The sequence below is a fragment of the Janthinobacterium sp. GW460-12-1-14-LB5 genome (assembly GCF_059423585.1).
Map to the genome: position 1 here is coordinate 76,652 of NZ_JBWKYD010000015.1, position 13,829 is coordinate 90,480.

The following is a 13,829-nucleotide window of genomic DNA, read 5'->3' on the forward strand; positions in this document are numbered from 1 at the left end:
GGTGCACGCTACCCACTATATATATGTCAGTCGCGGATTTCCAGCGCCCGGTTCAGGCTCAGCGCGGCCAGCGAGGCGACGGCGCCCGACAGCAGGTAGAAGCTGACATAGGCCAGGCCGAAGTTGGCCGACAGGCCCAGCGCCACCAGCGGAGCGAAGCCGGCACCGACCAGCCAGGCCAGGTCGGACGTCAGGGCCGCGCCCGTGTAGCGGAAGCGGGCAGGGAAGTTGGCCGTCACGGCGCCGGCTGCCTGGCCGTAGGACAAGCCCAGCAGGCTGAAGCCGACGAGGATGAACACGTCCTGGCCCGTATTGCCGCCGCCCATCAGGGTCGGCACGAAGGCGCTGAAGATGGCGATCAGCACGGCCAGCACGCCCAGGGTGGTGCGGCGGCCCACTTTATCGGCCAGCAAGCCGGAAATCACCACGCCGACGGCGGCCAGCACGGCGCCCAGCATCTGGATCTGCAGGAAGTCCGAAGCGGAACGCGTCTGGTAGACGGAAATCCATGACAGCGGGAACACGGTCACCAGGTGGAACAGGGCGTAGCTGGCCAGCGCGGCGAGGGCGCCGATCAGCACGTTGCGGCCCTGGCCGCGGCCCATTTCAAACACGCTCACGGGCTGCAGTTCGCGTTCGTCGAGCAGGCGCGCATATTCATTTGTCGACACCAGGCGCAAGCGGGCAAACAGGGCCACCACGTTGATGGCGAAGGCCACATAGAAGGGATAGCGCCAGCCCCAGTCGAGGAATTCTTCATCCGTCAGGGTGGTCAGCATGAACCAGAACAGGCCGGCGGCGATCAGGAAGCCGGCGGGCGCGCCCAGCTGGCCCAGCATGGCGTACCAGCCGCGCTTGTTTTCCGGCGCGTTCAGGGCCAGCAGCGACGGCAAGCCATCCCAGGAACCACCGAGCGCCACGCCCTGGCCGATGCGCAGCACGGACAGCCAGACGATGGCGGCAAAGCCCAGGTGGGCGTAGGTCGGCAGGAAGGCGATGCCGGCCGTCGACACGCCCAGCAGGAAGAGGGCGAACGTCAGCTTGGCGCTGCGTCCCATGCGGCGCTGGATCTCCATGAAGATCACGGTGCCGAACGGACGGGCGATGAAGGCGAACGAGAAGATCAGGAAAGCATATAATGTGCCCTCCAGGCGTTCTTCGAACGGGAAGAAGACGCGCGGAAACACCAGCACCGAAGCGATGGCGTAGACAAAGAAGTCAAAGTATTCGGAAGCGCGGCCGATGATCACGCCGACGGCGATCTCACCGGGGTCGATATGCGATTCGACCGTGCCGGCCCCGCGTGCGTCGCGCAGGGAGTGGGGGGAAAAGTCGGCGGGTACGTCCCCGCTGTGTGTGCGCGTGCTGGACATGATGATCGTCTCCAATATAGTTTCGAGTTCGGCCAACGCGTAACTTACCCCGGGTGTCTCACGCCCGGAGTAGGACTATTCAATAGATAGCTGTAGGAAAACTCCTCAACCACCAAGTGAAAATCCGAGCAAGGGGTAGGACAAAACGTCCAATTGCCAACGCGCTCCAGTGAGAATACAGTACCATATCTTCATCCCCTGTACTGGACTTTCCTGTATGTTTTCATTAAAAGTTCGTCGCGGACTGCTTCTTTTACCTCTCGCATTGTTGGCTGGTTGCAATACGGTGGTACTGAATCCGTCTGGCGACATCGCAGTTCAGCAAGGCAATCTGATTGTCATCTCGACATTGCTGATGCTGTTGATTATCGTTCCGGTAATCGCCCTGACCCTGCTGTTTGCATGGCGCTATAGAAAAAACAATACCGCGGCCAAATACGAGCCGGACTGGGACCACTCGACTCGCCTCGAGCTGATCATCTGGGGCGCGCCCCTGCTGATCATCATCGTGCTGGGCCTGCTGACCTGGATCAGTACCCACACCCTCGATCCATACCGCCCATTGAGCCGTATCGACGCCAACCGCCCGATTCCCGCCAGCCACAAACCGATGATCGTCGAAGTCGTGGCGCTGGACTGGAAATGGCTGTTCATCTACCCGGAGCAAGGCATCGCTTCCGTGAATGAACTGTACGCGCCCGTCGACCGTCCGATCCGCTTCAAGATCACCGCCTCGTCCGTCATGAACTCGTTCTTCATCCCCGCACTGGCAGGTCAGATCTACGCCATGCCGGGCATGGAAACGCAGTTGAATGCCGTCATCAACAAGCCTGGTGTGTACAAGGGCTTCTCCGCGAACTACAGCGGTGCCGGTTTCTCGGGCATGCGCTTCAAGTTCCACGGCGTGAATGATGCGGACTTCGACAAATGGGTGGAATCGGCACGTGCCGGTGGCGGCGCGCTGAACCGCGACGACTACCTGTCGCTGGCCCAGCCTAGCGAACGCGATCCGGTGCGCCGCTACAGCGCCGTGCCTAACGATCTGTACAAGGCAATTCTGAACCGCACCATCGTTTCCGACGCCCTGTGCGTGACGCCGGTCGAGCCATACAAATTGACGATGGCAAAAAGCCCGGTAGCGGCCGTAACGGCAGTAGTCGCTAGCGATGCAGTCGTGGAAAAGGGCGTTCAAGCCAAGTAACCACTGCATGAATCCCGCAGCGCATCGTAGTGGCGCTGCAGATACTGGCGCCGCTTGCCTGGCGCCTCCCTTTTTTCTCTGAGAGTAACAATGCTAGACCATATTGATCTGACGAAGCTTATATTCGGCCGTCTGACTTGGGATGCAATTCCATTTCACGAACCTATCCTGCTGGCGACCTTTGCAATGGTCGCCCTGGGCGGTATCGCACTCGTTGCGGCACTGACGTATTTCCGCGTCTGGGGTACCCTGTGGCGCGACTGGATCACCAGTATCGACCATAAAAAAATCGGTATCATGTACATGATCCTGGGCCTGGTCATGCTGCTGCGCGGCTTTGCCGACGCGCTGATGATGCGTACCCAGCAGGCGATCGCCTTTGGCGACAATGCCGGCTTCCTGCCGCCGCATCACTACGACCAGATCTTCACCGCCCACGGCGTGATCATGATCTTCTTCGTCGCGATGCCTTTCGTGACGGGTCTGATGAACTACGTGGTGCCGCTGCAGATCGGCGCGCGCGACGTGGCTTTCCCATTCCTCAACAACTTCAGCTTCTGGATGACCACCATGGGCGCCGCCCTGGTCATGGCTTCGCTGTTCGTCGGCGAATTCGCCCGCACGGGCTGGCTGGCGTATCCGCCGCTGTCGGGCATCGTCGGCAGTCCGGACGTGGGGGTAGACTATTACATCTGGTCCTTGCAGATTGCCGGGGTCGGGACGCTATTGTCCGGTGTCAACCTGATCGCCACCATCGTCAAGATGCGCGCGCCTGGCATGACCTGGATGAAAATGCCCGTCTTCACCTGGACCGCACTGTGCACCAACATCCTGATCGTCGCCGCCTTCCCGGTGCTGACGGCTGTATTGGCCATGCTGTCGCTGGACCGCGTTGCCGGCTTTAACTTCTTCACGACGGAACTGGGCGGCAACGCCATGATGTACGTCAACCTGATCTGGATCTGGGGTCACCCGGAAGTCTACATTCTGATCCTGCCGCTGTTCGGCGTGTTCTCGGAAGTGGTCGCCACGTTCAGCAGCAAGCGCCTGTTCGGCTACGCCTCGATGGTGTACGCCACCTGCGTCATCATGATCCTGTCGTACCTGGTATGGCTGCATCACTTCTTCACCATGGGTTCGGGCGCCAGCGTCAACTCCTTCTTCGGCATCACGACGATGATCATTTCGATCCCGACGGGCGCGAAGATCTTCAACTGGCTGTTTACCATGTACCGCGGCCGTATCCGCTTTGAACTGCCGATGCTGTGGACGATCGGCTTCATGGTCACCTTCACCATCGGCGGCATGACCGGCGTGTTGCTGGCCGTACCTCCAGCGGACTTCGTGCTGCACAACAGCCTGTTCCTGATTGCCCACTTCCACAACGTGATTATCGGCGGCGTGGTGTTCGGTGTATTTGCTGCAATTAACTACTGGTACCCGAAAGCCTTCGGCTACAAGCTCGACGCGTTCTGGGGCAAGTGCTCGTTCTGGTTCTGGTTCGTCGGCTTCTACCTGGCCTTCATGCCGCTGTACGTGCTGGGCCTGATGGGCGTGACCCGCCGTGTCAACCACTTTGAAGATCCATCGCTGCAAATCTGGACCATCATCGCCTGGTTTGGCGCCGTCTCGATTGCGCTGGGCATCGCTTCCATGCTGATCCAGTTCTTCGTCAGCTACCGCAACCGTCACGCCCTGCGCGACGTGACCGGTGACCCATGGGGCGGCCGTACGCTGGAATGGTCGACGTCGTCGCCACCGCCAGACTATAATTTCGCCTTCACGCCGCAAGTGCACGAACTCGATGCATGGACTGACATGAAGAAACACGGTTACCAGCGTCCGACGTCCGGTTTCACGAAGATCCACATGCCGAAGAACACCTGGGCTGGTTTCGTGATCGCCGCACTGTCCGCACTGGTCGGTTTTGGCCTGATCTGGCAAATGTGGCTCGTCGCCGCCGTCGGCTTCGTGATCATGATGATTGCCATCATCGTCCATACCTTTAACTACAAGCGCGATTACTACATTCCTGCGGAAGAAGTCATCCGTACCGAAGACGCTTATACTAAATTGCTGAGCAGCCATGTCTGATACCATCGCCCATAACACCGGCGCCGCTGGCGCCGCACCAAGCACGCGCAGCTACTTTGTGCGCGAGCACCACCCGGAAAACGGCAGCTTGCTGGGTTTCTGGCTCTACCTGATGAGCGATTGCCTGATCTTCGCCTGTCTGTTCGCCACGTACGCCGTGGTCGGCCGCAGCTATGCGGACGGCCCGACGGGCGCCGCGCTGTTCGACCTGCCGCTGGTGGCCGTCAACACGGCCATGCTGCTGTTGTCGTCGATCACCTACGGCTTCGCCATGCTGGCCATGCAGCGCAAGCAATTGCGCAGCACCCTGGTCTGGCTGGGCATCACGGGCCTGTTCGGCCTGGCCTTCCTGTCGCTGGAAATGTATGAATTCATTCATCTGATCCACGAAGGCGCCGGTCCGCAGCGCAGCGCGTTCCTGTCGTCGTTCTTTGCCCTGGTCGGTACCCACGGCTTGCACGTGACGTTCGGCGTGATCTGGCTCGTGACCCTGATGTTCCAGTTGAACAAGCATGGCCTGACCCCGGAAAACGGCCGCCGCATGATGTGCCTGTCGCTGTTCTGGCACTTCCTGGACGTCATCTGGATCGGCGTCTTCACCTTTGTCTACCTGATGGGAGTGCTGCCATGAGCGACCACCACACACACGGCGATAGCCACCACCATGACAACCACGATCATGGCAGCCTGAAAAGCTACACCATCGGCTTCATCCTGTCGGTGATCCTGACGGCCATTCCTTTCTGGCTGGTGATGACGAAAGCCATCACCAACTCGGGCACCATGGGCCTGGTCCTGCTGGCGTTCGCGGCGGTTCAAGTGGTGGTGCACATGGTGTACTTCCTGCATATGAACACCAAGTCGGAAGGCGGCTGGAACATGATGGCGCTGATCTTCACGATCATGATCGTGGGCATCGCCATGGCCGGTTCCCTGTGGGTCATGTACCACATGAACCACAACATGATGCCGGATCTGATGCCTGAGTACATGCATACGAAAACGGCTCCGTGATGAGTCAAACGCGCCCAGACAGCACCGGGCGCGCCCCTGGCGCCGCATCGCAAGATGCCGCGCCAGGCCCACGCGGCATGGCTGTGCATTATTCAAAAATTGCACTGGCCTTGCTGGCGGGGATCTTGTTTGCCGGTTTCTGTATCCTGGGAACCTGGCAAGTCAAGCGCCTCTTCTGGAAGCTTGACCTGATCGAGCGCGTCGAACAACGCGTACATGCGCCCGCAACGGACGCACCTGGACCCGCAGCCTGGGCCAGTATCACGCCTCAAACGGATGAATACCGCCATGTGCGACTCTCCGGTACCTATCTCCCCATTTTCAATACCCTGGTGCAGGCAACGACGGCACTGGGCAGCGGCTATTGGTTAATCACGCCCTTGCGCCTGGCCGATGGCAGCACCGTACTCGTCAACCGCGGCTTCGTGGCCAAGCGCGCCAGCATCGGCGCCGGCACGCCGCCCGGCATCGTCGAGGTCGACGGCTTGCTGCGCATCAGCGAGACGGGCGGCGGTTTCCTGCGCGAAAACAGTCCTGCCACGCAGCACTGGTATTCGCGCGACGTGGCCGCCATCGCCGCCTCGCACATGCTCGCCAACGTGGCGCCATACTTCGTCGACGCGAAAGCAAAGTCGGAAACGGCCAGTGACGCCCCCGTCGGCGGCCTGACCGTGATCTCGTTCCACAACAGCCACCTCGTGTATGCGCTGACGTGGTTCGCGCTTGCCTTGATGGTAGCCGGTATCACGTGGTGGATCGTGCGCGAGGACAAACGCCGCCGCGCACGTGGCAAGAAGCTTGATCCATCGCAAGAAAGCGACCATGCCGGGCAGGATTGAGATCCTGCCCAACCGCGAGGTCTTAGAACGCGGCGCCGTGGCGGCCGAGATGGAACATCCGGCCGGCCACCAGAACATGAAGCTGCTGATCCAGTTGCGCTGGCTGGCCGTGATCGGCCAGATCAGCACGATTTTCGGCGTGGGCGTGGGACTGGGCATCGCCTTGCCCGTGCCCTACATGCTCGAAGTGCTGTCCTGCCTCATCGCCTTCAATCTGGCCAGCCTCTTGCGCTGGCACGAACGCCAGCCCGTCTCGAACACGGCGCTGTTCCTCGCCTTGCTGGTCGACGTCACCGTGCTGACGGCCCAGCTCTACCTGAGCGGCGGCATCAGCAACCCGTTTGCCTTCCTGTATCTGTTGCAAGTCATCCTCAGCGCCGTGCTGCTGGAAGTGTGGTCGACGTGGATCATGGTGGCCATTACGAGCCTGTGCCTGGCCGGCCTGGCCTTGCTGCCCGGTCCGTTGTTCCTGCCGATCGACCCGGAGCGGGGCTTTTCCAGCCTGTACGTGCAGGGATTATTGATCTGCTTTGCGCTGAACGCCGCCTTGCTGGTGCTGTTTATTACGCGCATCAACCGCAACCAGCGCGCCGGCGACGCCAAGGTGGCCGACTTGCGCCAGCGCGCGGCGGAAGAAGAGCACATCATCCGCATGGGCTTGCTGGCCTCGGGCGCCGCGCACGAGCTGGGCACGCCGCTGGCGACCTTGTCCGTCATCCTCGGCGACTGGCGCCGCATGCCTGAATTGAGCAAGAACAGCGAATTGCTGGAAGAAATCACGGAAATGCAGGCACAGTTGCAGCGCTGCAAGAGCATCGTCAGCGGCATTTTATTGTCGGCGGGCGAGGCGCGCGGGGAATCTTCCGTGAAAACGACGATCAATACTTTCCTCAACGACCTGGTGGACGAGTGGCGCAGCAGCCGCCCGATCCAGGGTTTCGAGTACGATAACCGCATCGAGCACGACGTACCCGTCGTCTTCGATTCGACCCTGAAACAAACCATCTGCAATGTGCTCGACAATGCGCTGGAAGCGTCGCCCGAGTGGCTGCGCTTCGAAGCGACGCGCGAAGCGGACGCCCTGCATCTGGTCATTACCGATGCGGGCCCCGGCTTCGAGCCGTCGATGCTGACGCACCTGGGTAAACCGTATCAAAGCAGCAAGGGCAAGCCCGGCGGCGGCCTGGGCCTGTTCCTGGTGGTGAATGTCGCGCGTACCCTGGGTGGTACGGTGACGGCCCGCAACCGGGTGCAGGGCGGGGCGGTGGTGCACCTGGCCTTGCCGCTGGCGGCCATCAAACTGGAAAGAGAAAGCGACCACCATGCAGGATGACCGTCTGTTACTGATCGTGGAAGACGACGCCGCGTTTGCCCGCACCCTGGGCCGCTCGTTCGAGCGGCGCGGCTACCAGGTCATCCTGGCCACCAATTTCGACGAGGCAAGCGCCTTGCTGGAGCAGCATTGCCCGGACTACGCCGTGGTCGATTTGAAGTTGAATGGCAATACCTCGGGCCTGGCCTGCGTGCAGATGCTGCACCAGCACGACCCGGAAATGCTGATCGTCGTGCTGACGGGCTACGCCAGCATCGGCACGGCCGTCGAAGCCATCAAACTGGGCGCTTGCCAGTACCTGGCGAAACCATCGAACACGGACGACATCGAAGCGGCCTTCGGCCACGTGGCCGGCAATGCCGACATCGAACTGACGAATCGCGCCACCAACATCAAGACCCTGGAATGGGAGCGCATCCACGAAATGCTGGCCGAGACGGATTTTAATATCTCGGAAACGGCGAGAAGGCTGGGCATGCACCGGCGCACCCTGGCGCGCAAGCTGGAAAAGCAGCGGGTGAAATAGTCACTGCGCAGTTTGGTCGTTGTCGAATACCAATTCGATCGTACTGTCGTCGCTCCAGTCCTGTTCCCGCAATGGCGGCGTGAACGACGTGCCGCTAAAGGGCACGGGCGCGCTTTTGCCGTTGTAGCTGATCGTCGCGGCCGTGATGCGCCGCCCTTCGGCAAAGCTGTAGGTGCCTTTTTGCGACACAAAATTGCACGGCCCGCCCAATGCGCCCATTGCCGTGCGCATGGCGAAAGGCAAGGTTTCCTTGTCGATGGCCCAATGGACTTCGCACGCCAGCCGCAGGTCGCCCAGGCGGCGCAGCGTGTCGCTGGTCGCCGCACTGCGGACGTAGGGTATCCACCTGACCGAGCCCGCCTTGCGGTTCACGGTCAGCTCGGCCTTGTCATACAGCGGACCCTGCTCGACGGGCAAGCTGAAGATGTTGCGCTCGGCCAGCGGTATCGCCATGCCCGCCTCGTCGCTTTCCAGCCGCAGCGCGATGGCGTGCATGTCGACGTCGGGACGGCGCGGCTCGAGGATGAAACGCAATTCGGCGCCTGGCGCCAGCGCATGTTTTTCCTCGAAGCGTTTGACGCCCTTGAGCATGGCACTGTAAGGCTTCCAGTCCGGGTCGCGGATGCCTTTCACGTTGACGGACGCCGCCGCATCCTGCCCGGCCTGTTCCACGGCTGGTTCCGTATCAGCGCAAGCTTGCGCCGCAGCACCGCACAAACACAGCAAAAGCCCCGCTCTTTTAATGGCACGCATACCTGATCTTTCTATTCATGAATGAAAACGCGAGTGTAGAAAAAAACACCGGCATGAGCAGGTTTTTAAGACAGAGCGTCAATTGGGATGAATGAAGTGCTTGAAACCGCTGTTTTCCCGGATTCGATGGCAAGATATGTCCAGGCCGCAGACTGGCCGGATACATAGCAAATTCCGGCCGAAAATAGGGCCATTATGCTGGCGCCCGCCATTCCATCTTCTGCACCTGGATATGCGGATGGCTTTCCAGCGCTTCCCATTCCGGCAAGAAGACAAAGCCCTGTTTCAGGTAAAACGCGGCCGCGCGGGCATTTTCTTGCGCCACGTCGAGCACCAGCCGGGAATGGCCATTGTCCACGGCGCATCGTTTCACGGCCTCGACCAGGCCTTGCGCCACGGCCAGGCCCCGATAGTCGGACTGTACCCACATGGCGATCAAATGGCACTCGCCATTGCCGGCCACGACCTGCGCGGCCAGGCCGATGGGCTGTTCTCCGTCAAAGGCGAGGAAAAACGTGCGCTGCGGCGTGCTGACGGCGCGCTGCTGCCAGTCGGCGTCCGAAAAAGCGGCCGCGCTGGCGTGGCTGGCGCCAAAGGCCGTGGGGGCGTCAAACAGGGCGGCCAGGCGCGTGGATTTCAGCGCCGGCCAATCGGCGGCGCTGGTGGGGCGGATGACGATACGGTTCAAATCTGTGACATTTCTTCACTGGTGGGCATGGCCGTGGACGAGGAAATCTTCTTGTACGCTTCCGCCAGCATCTTGACGGTCGCCACGTCGTTCACGCTGCGCGCCTCGATGACTGTCTCGCCCGCCGCGATGGTGATGTCGCCGTTCGCATAGCTGGCGGGAAAGCGCCGCTCGGTGATCTTGTTGGTGAGGACATTGCGCGCATAGCGCAGCACCACGAGCCGCTCGCCTTCCTGCCTGATGACGACATAATTGGGCACGGTGGTGCGTTCCAGTTTCCAGGTGCCGATGAAGTCTTCGACGGGGGCGGCGGCGGCGGCGTGCAGCGAGCAGCAGGCGGCGAGGGCGCCCAGGAGCAGTTTTTTCATGGTGTTGACAGCCTATGCAAAAGTGGCCTGCGGTGCAGGAAAATACGTCACATATGCTTGAATGGCGTGGCGCTACGCTCCATGCGTCGCCCACCATTGAAGTATCTGACAATATTAACAGCATCCACGTCGTACGGCCTTCCTGTTCGCGCCGCTGTTGTATGCGCGCGCCGCCTTTGCTTGCGTCTTGACGTCAAAGGCGGATGATCCATGCGTCCGGCTTGCACTGGCGCGTCACTTCGCCGATGGCGCTGCTGCCTAGCCGTTGATGTTATAGCCGGAAACTTTCCAACCAGAACTTTTTTCCAGTACCGTCGTGATGGTTTCCTGCACGTTGGCCTTGTTTTCGTACTGGCTCACATAGTCGATGACGACCTTGTCCGGCCCCGGCTTGCCAGGCGCGGCCTTTTGCAGCGCGGCCGACTTCAGCTTGCGCGACTTGAACTCGCCCAGTGGCCAGTGCACGGCCGTGATGAGCATCTTCCAGCTCGATTTCGACATTTCGCTGCGCAGCGAAGCGGCACTGGCATCCCAGGTGCCGGCCTCGTCGCCCGCATCCATGCGCTTGAGCCAACTTTCCGCGGCAATTTTGGCAGCCGCCACTTCCTGCGCTTCTTGCGCCACGGCAGGCAGGGACGTCAACAAGGCAAGGGCAATACATACGGGAGCGAGGATTTTCATGGCGGCTCTGGAAAGGAGAGAACAGTCTGCAAGATTATCCTGAAGGCCCGCTCCGGCAAAGCGTTTTTTGCAAATCCGTGTGTGCGCGCAAGGCGTCTACGACTGATCCCACACTTCGATGGTCAATAACTGTCCCGGCGCGCAGGCGGCGATGCGTTCGCCATGCACGGTGATGCTTCCTGGCCAGCCCGTGAGCTTGTCTTGCGGAAATTCCCCATCCTGCGCTTCGGCGATGCCCGCCAGCAACAGGGGCGCGATGACGTCCGCCAGGGCCGTGTAGCGGTTGGGAAAGCCGTTGAACGTCAGCTGGCTCGCCTTGCCTTGCTCGCACAGTTGCGCGATCCAGTCGGCGCCGAACAGGCCCGCTTCCCAGCTGGCGAGAAACGCGTCCTTGTTGATTTTCGTCATATCGGCCATTTGCTCCGGCGTTTCTGTCGAGATAATCGTCCACCAGCCTGACATGGGCATTCCTTGTAAAAGTGAAAATTAACGGGTCATGGCGCGGCGCAGCAGGTAGCTGAGGCCATCGACGGCGGCCACCATCAGCAGCATGGCAACGATGACGGTGGCGGCGTTCTGCATCTGGAACAGCGACAAATGGTATTTCAGCATCTGCCCCAGGCCGCCCGCGCCGACGACGCCGAGGATGGCGGCGGCACGGATATTGTTTTCCCAGCGGTATAGCGTATACGACATCATTTGCGGGCTGCACTGCGGCAAGGTGGCGTACAAAAAGGCCACGGCGGGGCGGGCGCCGTTGATGCGCAAGGTGGCGGCCGGCAAGGGCGGGCAATTTTCAAACGCGTCGGCAAACAATCGGCCCAGCACGCCCACCGTATGCAAGGCCAGGGCCAGGGTGCCCGCGAATGGCCCCAGGCCGGCGGCGATCAGCAAAATCGAGGCCCACACCAGTTCCGGGATCGAGCGCAGCACGTTGAGCACGCCGCGCGTGGCGTTGCGCGCCAAGTGACCAAAACGGCCGCTGGCAGGCAGGGCCAGCAGCGCGCCCAGGATAGCGGCAATCACCGTGCCGATGGCCGACATGGCCAGGGTTTCAAAGGTGGCAATGCCCACTTTCATCAGGAAAGGGCTGGCCAGCTCGGGCGGGGCGAAGCCGTGCAGGAAATCGGCCGTCGTGCGCACGGCGTCGGCGCTGAAGAATTCTCCCCATTTCAGGGGCAGGGTGGCGAAGCTGGCGATGACCAGCAGCAGCAAACCGGCCAGCAAGGCCCAGGTCGACCAGCGCACGGGGGAAGGGACGGGCAACATCGGTTCCGTCTTCATGCCAGCCTCCGGCGCAGCATGGCGGACACGGCGTCGGCGCCCGCCACCAGCAGCACGAACACCATCAGCATGGTGGCCAATTCATTGCCGGCCATCATCTTCATCGATTCATCCATGCGCTGGCCCAGGCCGCCCGCGCCGACAAAACCCATGACGACGGAGCCGCGGATCGCGCATTCCCAGCGGTAGATCGTGTACGACACCAGTTCCGCCGCCGATTCGGGCAGGGCGCCGTACAGCAAGGCCTTTAATCTGCCGCTGCCGTTGTGCAGTAAAGCGTTGCAGGCGGCGGCGTCCGACGATTCGAGGATTTCCGCGTACACCTTGCCCAGCATGCCGCAATAGGTAAGCGCGATGGCGATCACGCCCGCCGTCGGTCCCAGTCCCACGATGCGTACTAATAGTAATGCCCACACCAGTTCCGGCACGCTGCGCAGCAGCACCAGCAGCGCGCGCACGCCATGGCGCAGGGCGGCGGCCAGCGGTGAAACCTTGCCGGAGCCGATGCGCGAAATCGACAAACGCTCCGTCACCAATAACGTCAGCGGTATGGCCCCCAGCATCGCCAGCGCCATGCCAGCCGTGGCCATGGCGATGGTTTCCCAGGCGGACGTGGCCACCAGTTGCAAAAATTCCGGCGAGTGGGCGGGCGGCACGAAGCTGGAAATAAACTGCCAGGTGGCTGCCAGGCTTTGCGCATCCCAGAGTATCCACGGCTTGAACTCTGCCTGCACCAGCATCGGCCACAGCACGAGCAGGGCCACGACCGTGATGGCCAGGCGACCGCGCCAGGCGGGGTCGCGCGGTAGGGGGGCGTTGGTACTCTTCAGCAAAGGGGCCTCGCGGCGTCCAGTTGCGCTGCCACCGATTCGAACTGGGGCGCAGGATCGGCCTTGTTGCGGTACAGCTCGGCGATCATGGCGTCGCTGACCTCGGCGCCAGGCAAGTCGAAGACGATCTTGCCGTCGCGCAAGGCGACGATGCGCGTAAAACAGGCGCGCGCGATCTCCACCTGGTGCAGGCTGCAGATCAGGGTGGCGTTGCGTGCCGTCGCTTCCGCCTGCAGCACGTGGATCGTCTGCAAAGCCAGGGTGGGGTCGAGCGCGGACAGCGGTTCGTCGACGAGAAAGACTTGCGCATCCGACACGAGCGCGCGCGCCATGCCGCAACGCTGGCGTTCGCCGCCGGACAGGCGGTCGACCCTGGCGTACAGTTTATCCTGCAGATTGAATTTACCCAGCGCTTCCCACGCGGCGCGCGGGTCGACGGGCGCGACCAGCGAACGGATGGCCGTCCACAAGCTCCATTGCGGCAAGCGGCCCGCCAGCACGGCGTTGACGACGCGCTGGCGCGGCGGCAATGGCGGCGTTTGCGGCGCCAAAAACAGGCGCGCGCGCAAGGCGTGGCGTTCGCCGCTGGCGAGCTGCCAAGGAGAAATGCCCAGGATGTCCAAGGTGCCGGATTCGGGACGCAGCGCGCACGCCAGCGTGTGCAGCAGACTGGTCTTGCCGGCGCCGGAAGGGCCGATCAGGGCGATCTGTTCGCCCTGGGCCACGTCCAGATCCACGTCGCGCAGGGCCAGCGCATTGCCGGCGGCGCCCGCGTGGTGGACGCAGACCTTGTGAAGTTGGAATGTCATGCGATGTTCGGTATGGGGGTGGTGTGTCGCGATTGT

The 13,829-nt window shown here is 61.7% G+C and carries 16 protein-coding genes; 7 read left to right on the forward strand and 9 right to left on the reverse strand.

The window, feature by feature from the left end:
• Window positions 1-26: 26 nt before the first annotated feature.
• The gene (locus tag AC07X6_RS16850; protein WP_230537639.1) at window positions 27-1,373 is read right to left on the reverse strand and encodes an MFS transporter; all 1,347 of its coding nucleotides are present in this window, start codon (window positions 1,371-1,373) and stop codon (window positions 27-29) included.
• A gap of 217 nt (window positions 1,374-1,590) precedes the next feature.
• Between AC07X6_RS16850 and cyoA the strand changes: the two genes are divergently transcribed.
• The 7 genes from cyoA (at window position 1,591) to AC07X6_RS16885 (ending at window position 8,380) form a co-directional block, all read left to right on the forward strand.
• Window positions 1,591-2,574 (forward strand): ubiquinol oxidase subunit II, encoded by a 984-nt coding sequence (gene cyoA / locus AC07X6_RS16855; protein WP_230537640.1) that lies wholly within the window; start codon window positions 1,591-1,593, stop codon window positions 2,572-2,574.
• 90 nt (window positions 2,575-2,664) lie between these two features.
• Window positions 2,665-4,668 carry a cytochrome o ubiquinol oxidase subunit I gene (gene cyoB, locus AC07X6_RS16860; protein WP_230537641.1) on the forward strand — a complete coding sequence of 668 codons (2,004 nt, stop codon included), beginning with the start codon at window positions 2,665-2,667 and terminating at the stop codon, window positions 4,666-4,668.
• Window positions 4,661-5,299: a cytochrome o ubiquinol oxidase subunit III gene (gene cyoC, locus AC07X6_RS16865; RefSeq protein ID WP_034788486.1), complete on the forward strand. Its 639-nt coding sequence runs from the start codon at window positions 4,661-4,663 to the stop codon at window positions 5,297-5,299. The genes cyoB and cyoC overlap by 8 nt, the downstream gene beginning before the upstream one ends.
• Complete coding sequence (gene cyoD / locus AC07X6_RS16870) at window positions 5,296-5,682, forward strand: cytochrome o ubiquinol oxidase subunit IV (protein ID WP_034748058.1); 387 nt, start codon at window positions 5,296-5,298, stop codon at window positions 5,680-5,682. Before cyoC ends, cyoD begins: the two co-directional genes overlap by 4 nt.
• Before the next feature lie 77 nt (window positions 5,683-5,759).
• Window positions 5,760-6,521: an SURF1 family protein gene (locus tag AC07X6_RS16875; protein WP_494791701.1), complete on the forward strand. Its 762-nt coding sequence runs from the start codon at window positions 5,760-5,762 to the stop codon at window positions 6,519-6,521.
• Window positions 6,505-7,854 (forward strand): ATP-binding protein, encoded by a 1,350-nt coding sequence (locus AC07X6_RS16880; protein ID WP_230537643.1) that lies wholly within the window; start codon window positions 6,505-6,507, stop codon window positions 7,852-7,854. The genes AC07X6_RS16875 and AC07X6_RS16880 overlap by 17 nt, the downstream gene beginning before the upstream one ends.
• Window positions 7,844-8,380, forward strand: coding sequence for a response regulator transcription factor (locus AC07X6_RS16885; RefSeq protein WP_034788474.1), 537 nt, complete (start codon window positions 7,844-7,846; stop codon window positions 8,378-8,380). The genes AC07X6_RS16880 and AC07X6_RS16885 overlap by 11 nt, the downstream gene beginning before the upstream one ends.
• On the opposite strand, the gene AC07X6_RS16890 is transcribed toward AC07X6_RS16885, so the two are convergent.
• The 8 genes from AC07X6_RS16890 to AC07X6_RS16925 form a co-directional block, all read right to left on the reverse strand.
• Window positions 8,381-9,052, reverse strand: a complete 672-nt coding sequence (locus AC07X6_RS16890; RefSeq protein WP_494791702.1) for a hypothetical protein — start codon at window positions 9,050-9,052, stop codon at window positions 8,381-8,383. It abuts the gene before it with no gap.
• Window positions 9,053-9,326: 274 nt separating this feature from the next.
• On the reverse strand, window positions 9,327-9,821 hold the full coding sequence (locus AC07X6_RS16895) for a GNAT family N-acetyltransferase (RefSeq protein WP_494791703.1): 495 nt from the start codon (window positions 9,819-9,821) through the stop codon (window positions 9,327-9,329).
• On the reverse strand, window positions 9,818-10,189 hold the full coding sequence (locus AC07X6_RS16900; RefSeq protein WP_474291286.1) for a DUF2147 domain-containing protein: 372 nt from the start codon (window positions 10,187-10,189) through the stop codon (window positions 9,818-9,820). The genes AC07X6_RS16895 and AC07X6_RS16900 overlap by 4 nt, the downstream gene beginning before the upstream one ends.
• A gap of 258 nt (window positions 10,190-10,447) precedes the next feature.
• On the reverse strand, window positions 10,448-10,870 hold the full coding sequence (locus AC07X6_RS16905; RefSeq protein ID WP_494791704.1) for a DUF4019 domain-containing protein: 423 nt from the start codon (window positions 10,868-10,870) through the stop codon (window positions 10,448-10,450).
• A 96-nt stretch (window positions 10,871-10,966) separates the two neighbouring features.
• Window positions 10,967-11,332 carry a hypothetical protein gene (locus AC07X6_RS16910; protein WP_494791705.1) on the reverse strand — a complete coding sequence of 122 codons (366 nt, stop codon included), beginning with the start codon at window positions 11,330-11,332 and terminating at the stop codon, window positions 10,967-10,969.
• 24 nt (window positions 11,333-11,356) lie between these two features.
• Window positions 11,357-12,154 carry a phosphonate ABC transporter, permease protein PhnE gene (gene phnE / locus AC07X6_RS16915; protein WP_494791706.1) on the reverse strand — a complete coding sequence of 266 codons (798 nt, stop codon included), beginning with the start codon at window positions 12,152-12,154 and terminating at the stop codon, window positions 11,357-11,359.
• Window positions 12,151-12,987: a PhnE/PtxC family ABC transporter permease gene (locus tag AC07X6_RS16920; protein ID WP_494791707.1), complete on the reverse strand. Its 837-nt coding sequence runs from the start codon at window positions 12,985-12,987 to the stop codon at window positions 12,151-12,153. Before AC07X6_RS16920 ends, phnE begins: the two co-directional genes overlap by 4 nt.
• Window positions 12,981-13,793 carry a phosphonate ABC transporter ATP-binding protein gene (locus AC07X6_RS16925; protein ID WP_494791708.1) on the reverse strand — a complete coding sequence of 271 codons (813 nt, stop codon included), beginning with the start codon at window positions 13,791-13,793 and terminating at the stop codon, window positions 12,981-12,983. The genes AC07X6_RS16920 and AC07X6_RS16925 overlap by 7 nt, the downstream gene beginning before the upstream one ends.
• Window positions 13,794-13,829: the final 36 nt, after the last annotated feature.

Coding starts and splice junctions, on each gene's coding strand:
- AC07X6_RS16850 (WP_230537639.1), bottom strand. CDS start 1,373: ATGTCCAGCACGCGCACACACAGCGGGGACGTACCCGCCGACTTTTCC.
- cyoA (WP_230537640.1), top strand. CDS start 1,591: ATGTTTTCATTAAAAGTTCGTCGCGGACTGCTTCTTTTACCTCTCGCA.
- cyoB (WP_230537641.1), top strand. CDS start 2,665: ATGCTAGACCATATTGATCTGACGAAGCTTATATTCGGCCGTCTGACT.
- cyoC (WP_034788486.1), top strand. CDS start 4,661: ATGTCTGATACCATCGCCCATAACACCGGCGCCGCTGGCGCCGCACCA.
- cyoD (WP_034748058.1), top strand. CDS start 5,296: ATGAGCGACCACCACACACACGGCGATAGCCACCACCATGACAACCAC.
- AC07X6_RS16875 (WP_494791701.1), top strand. CDS start 5,760: ATGGCTGTGCATTATTCAAAAATTGCACTGGCCTTGCTGGCGGGGATC.
- AC07X6_RS16880 (WP_230537643.1), top strand. CDS start 6,505: ATGCCGGGCAGGATTGAGATCCTGCCCAACCGCGAGGTCTTAGAACGC.
- AC07X6_RS16885 (WP_034788474.1), top strand. CDS start 7,844: ATGCAGGATGACCGTCTGTTACTGATCGTGGAAGACGACGCCGCGTTT.
- AC07X6_RS16900 (WP_474291286.1), bottom strand. CDS start 10,189: ATGAAAAAACTGCTCCTGGGCGCCCTCGCCGCCTGCTGCTCGCTGCAC.
- AC07X6_RS16905 (WP_494791704.1), bottom strand. CDS start 10,870: ATGAAAATCCTCGCTCCCGTATGTATTGCCCTTGCCTTGTTGACGTCC.
- AC07X6_RS16910 (WP_494791705.1), bottom strand. CDS start 11,332: ATGTCAGGCTGGTGGACGATTATCTCGACAGAAACGCCGGAGCAAATG.
- phnE (WP_494791706.1), bottom strand. CDS start 12,154: ATGAAGACGGAACCGATGTTGCCCGTCCCTTCCCCCGTGCGCTGGTCG.
- AC07X6_RS16925 (WP_494791708.1), bottom strand. CDS start 13,793: ATGACATTCCAACTTCACAAGGTCTGCGTCCACCACGCGGGCGCCGCC.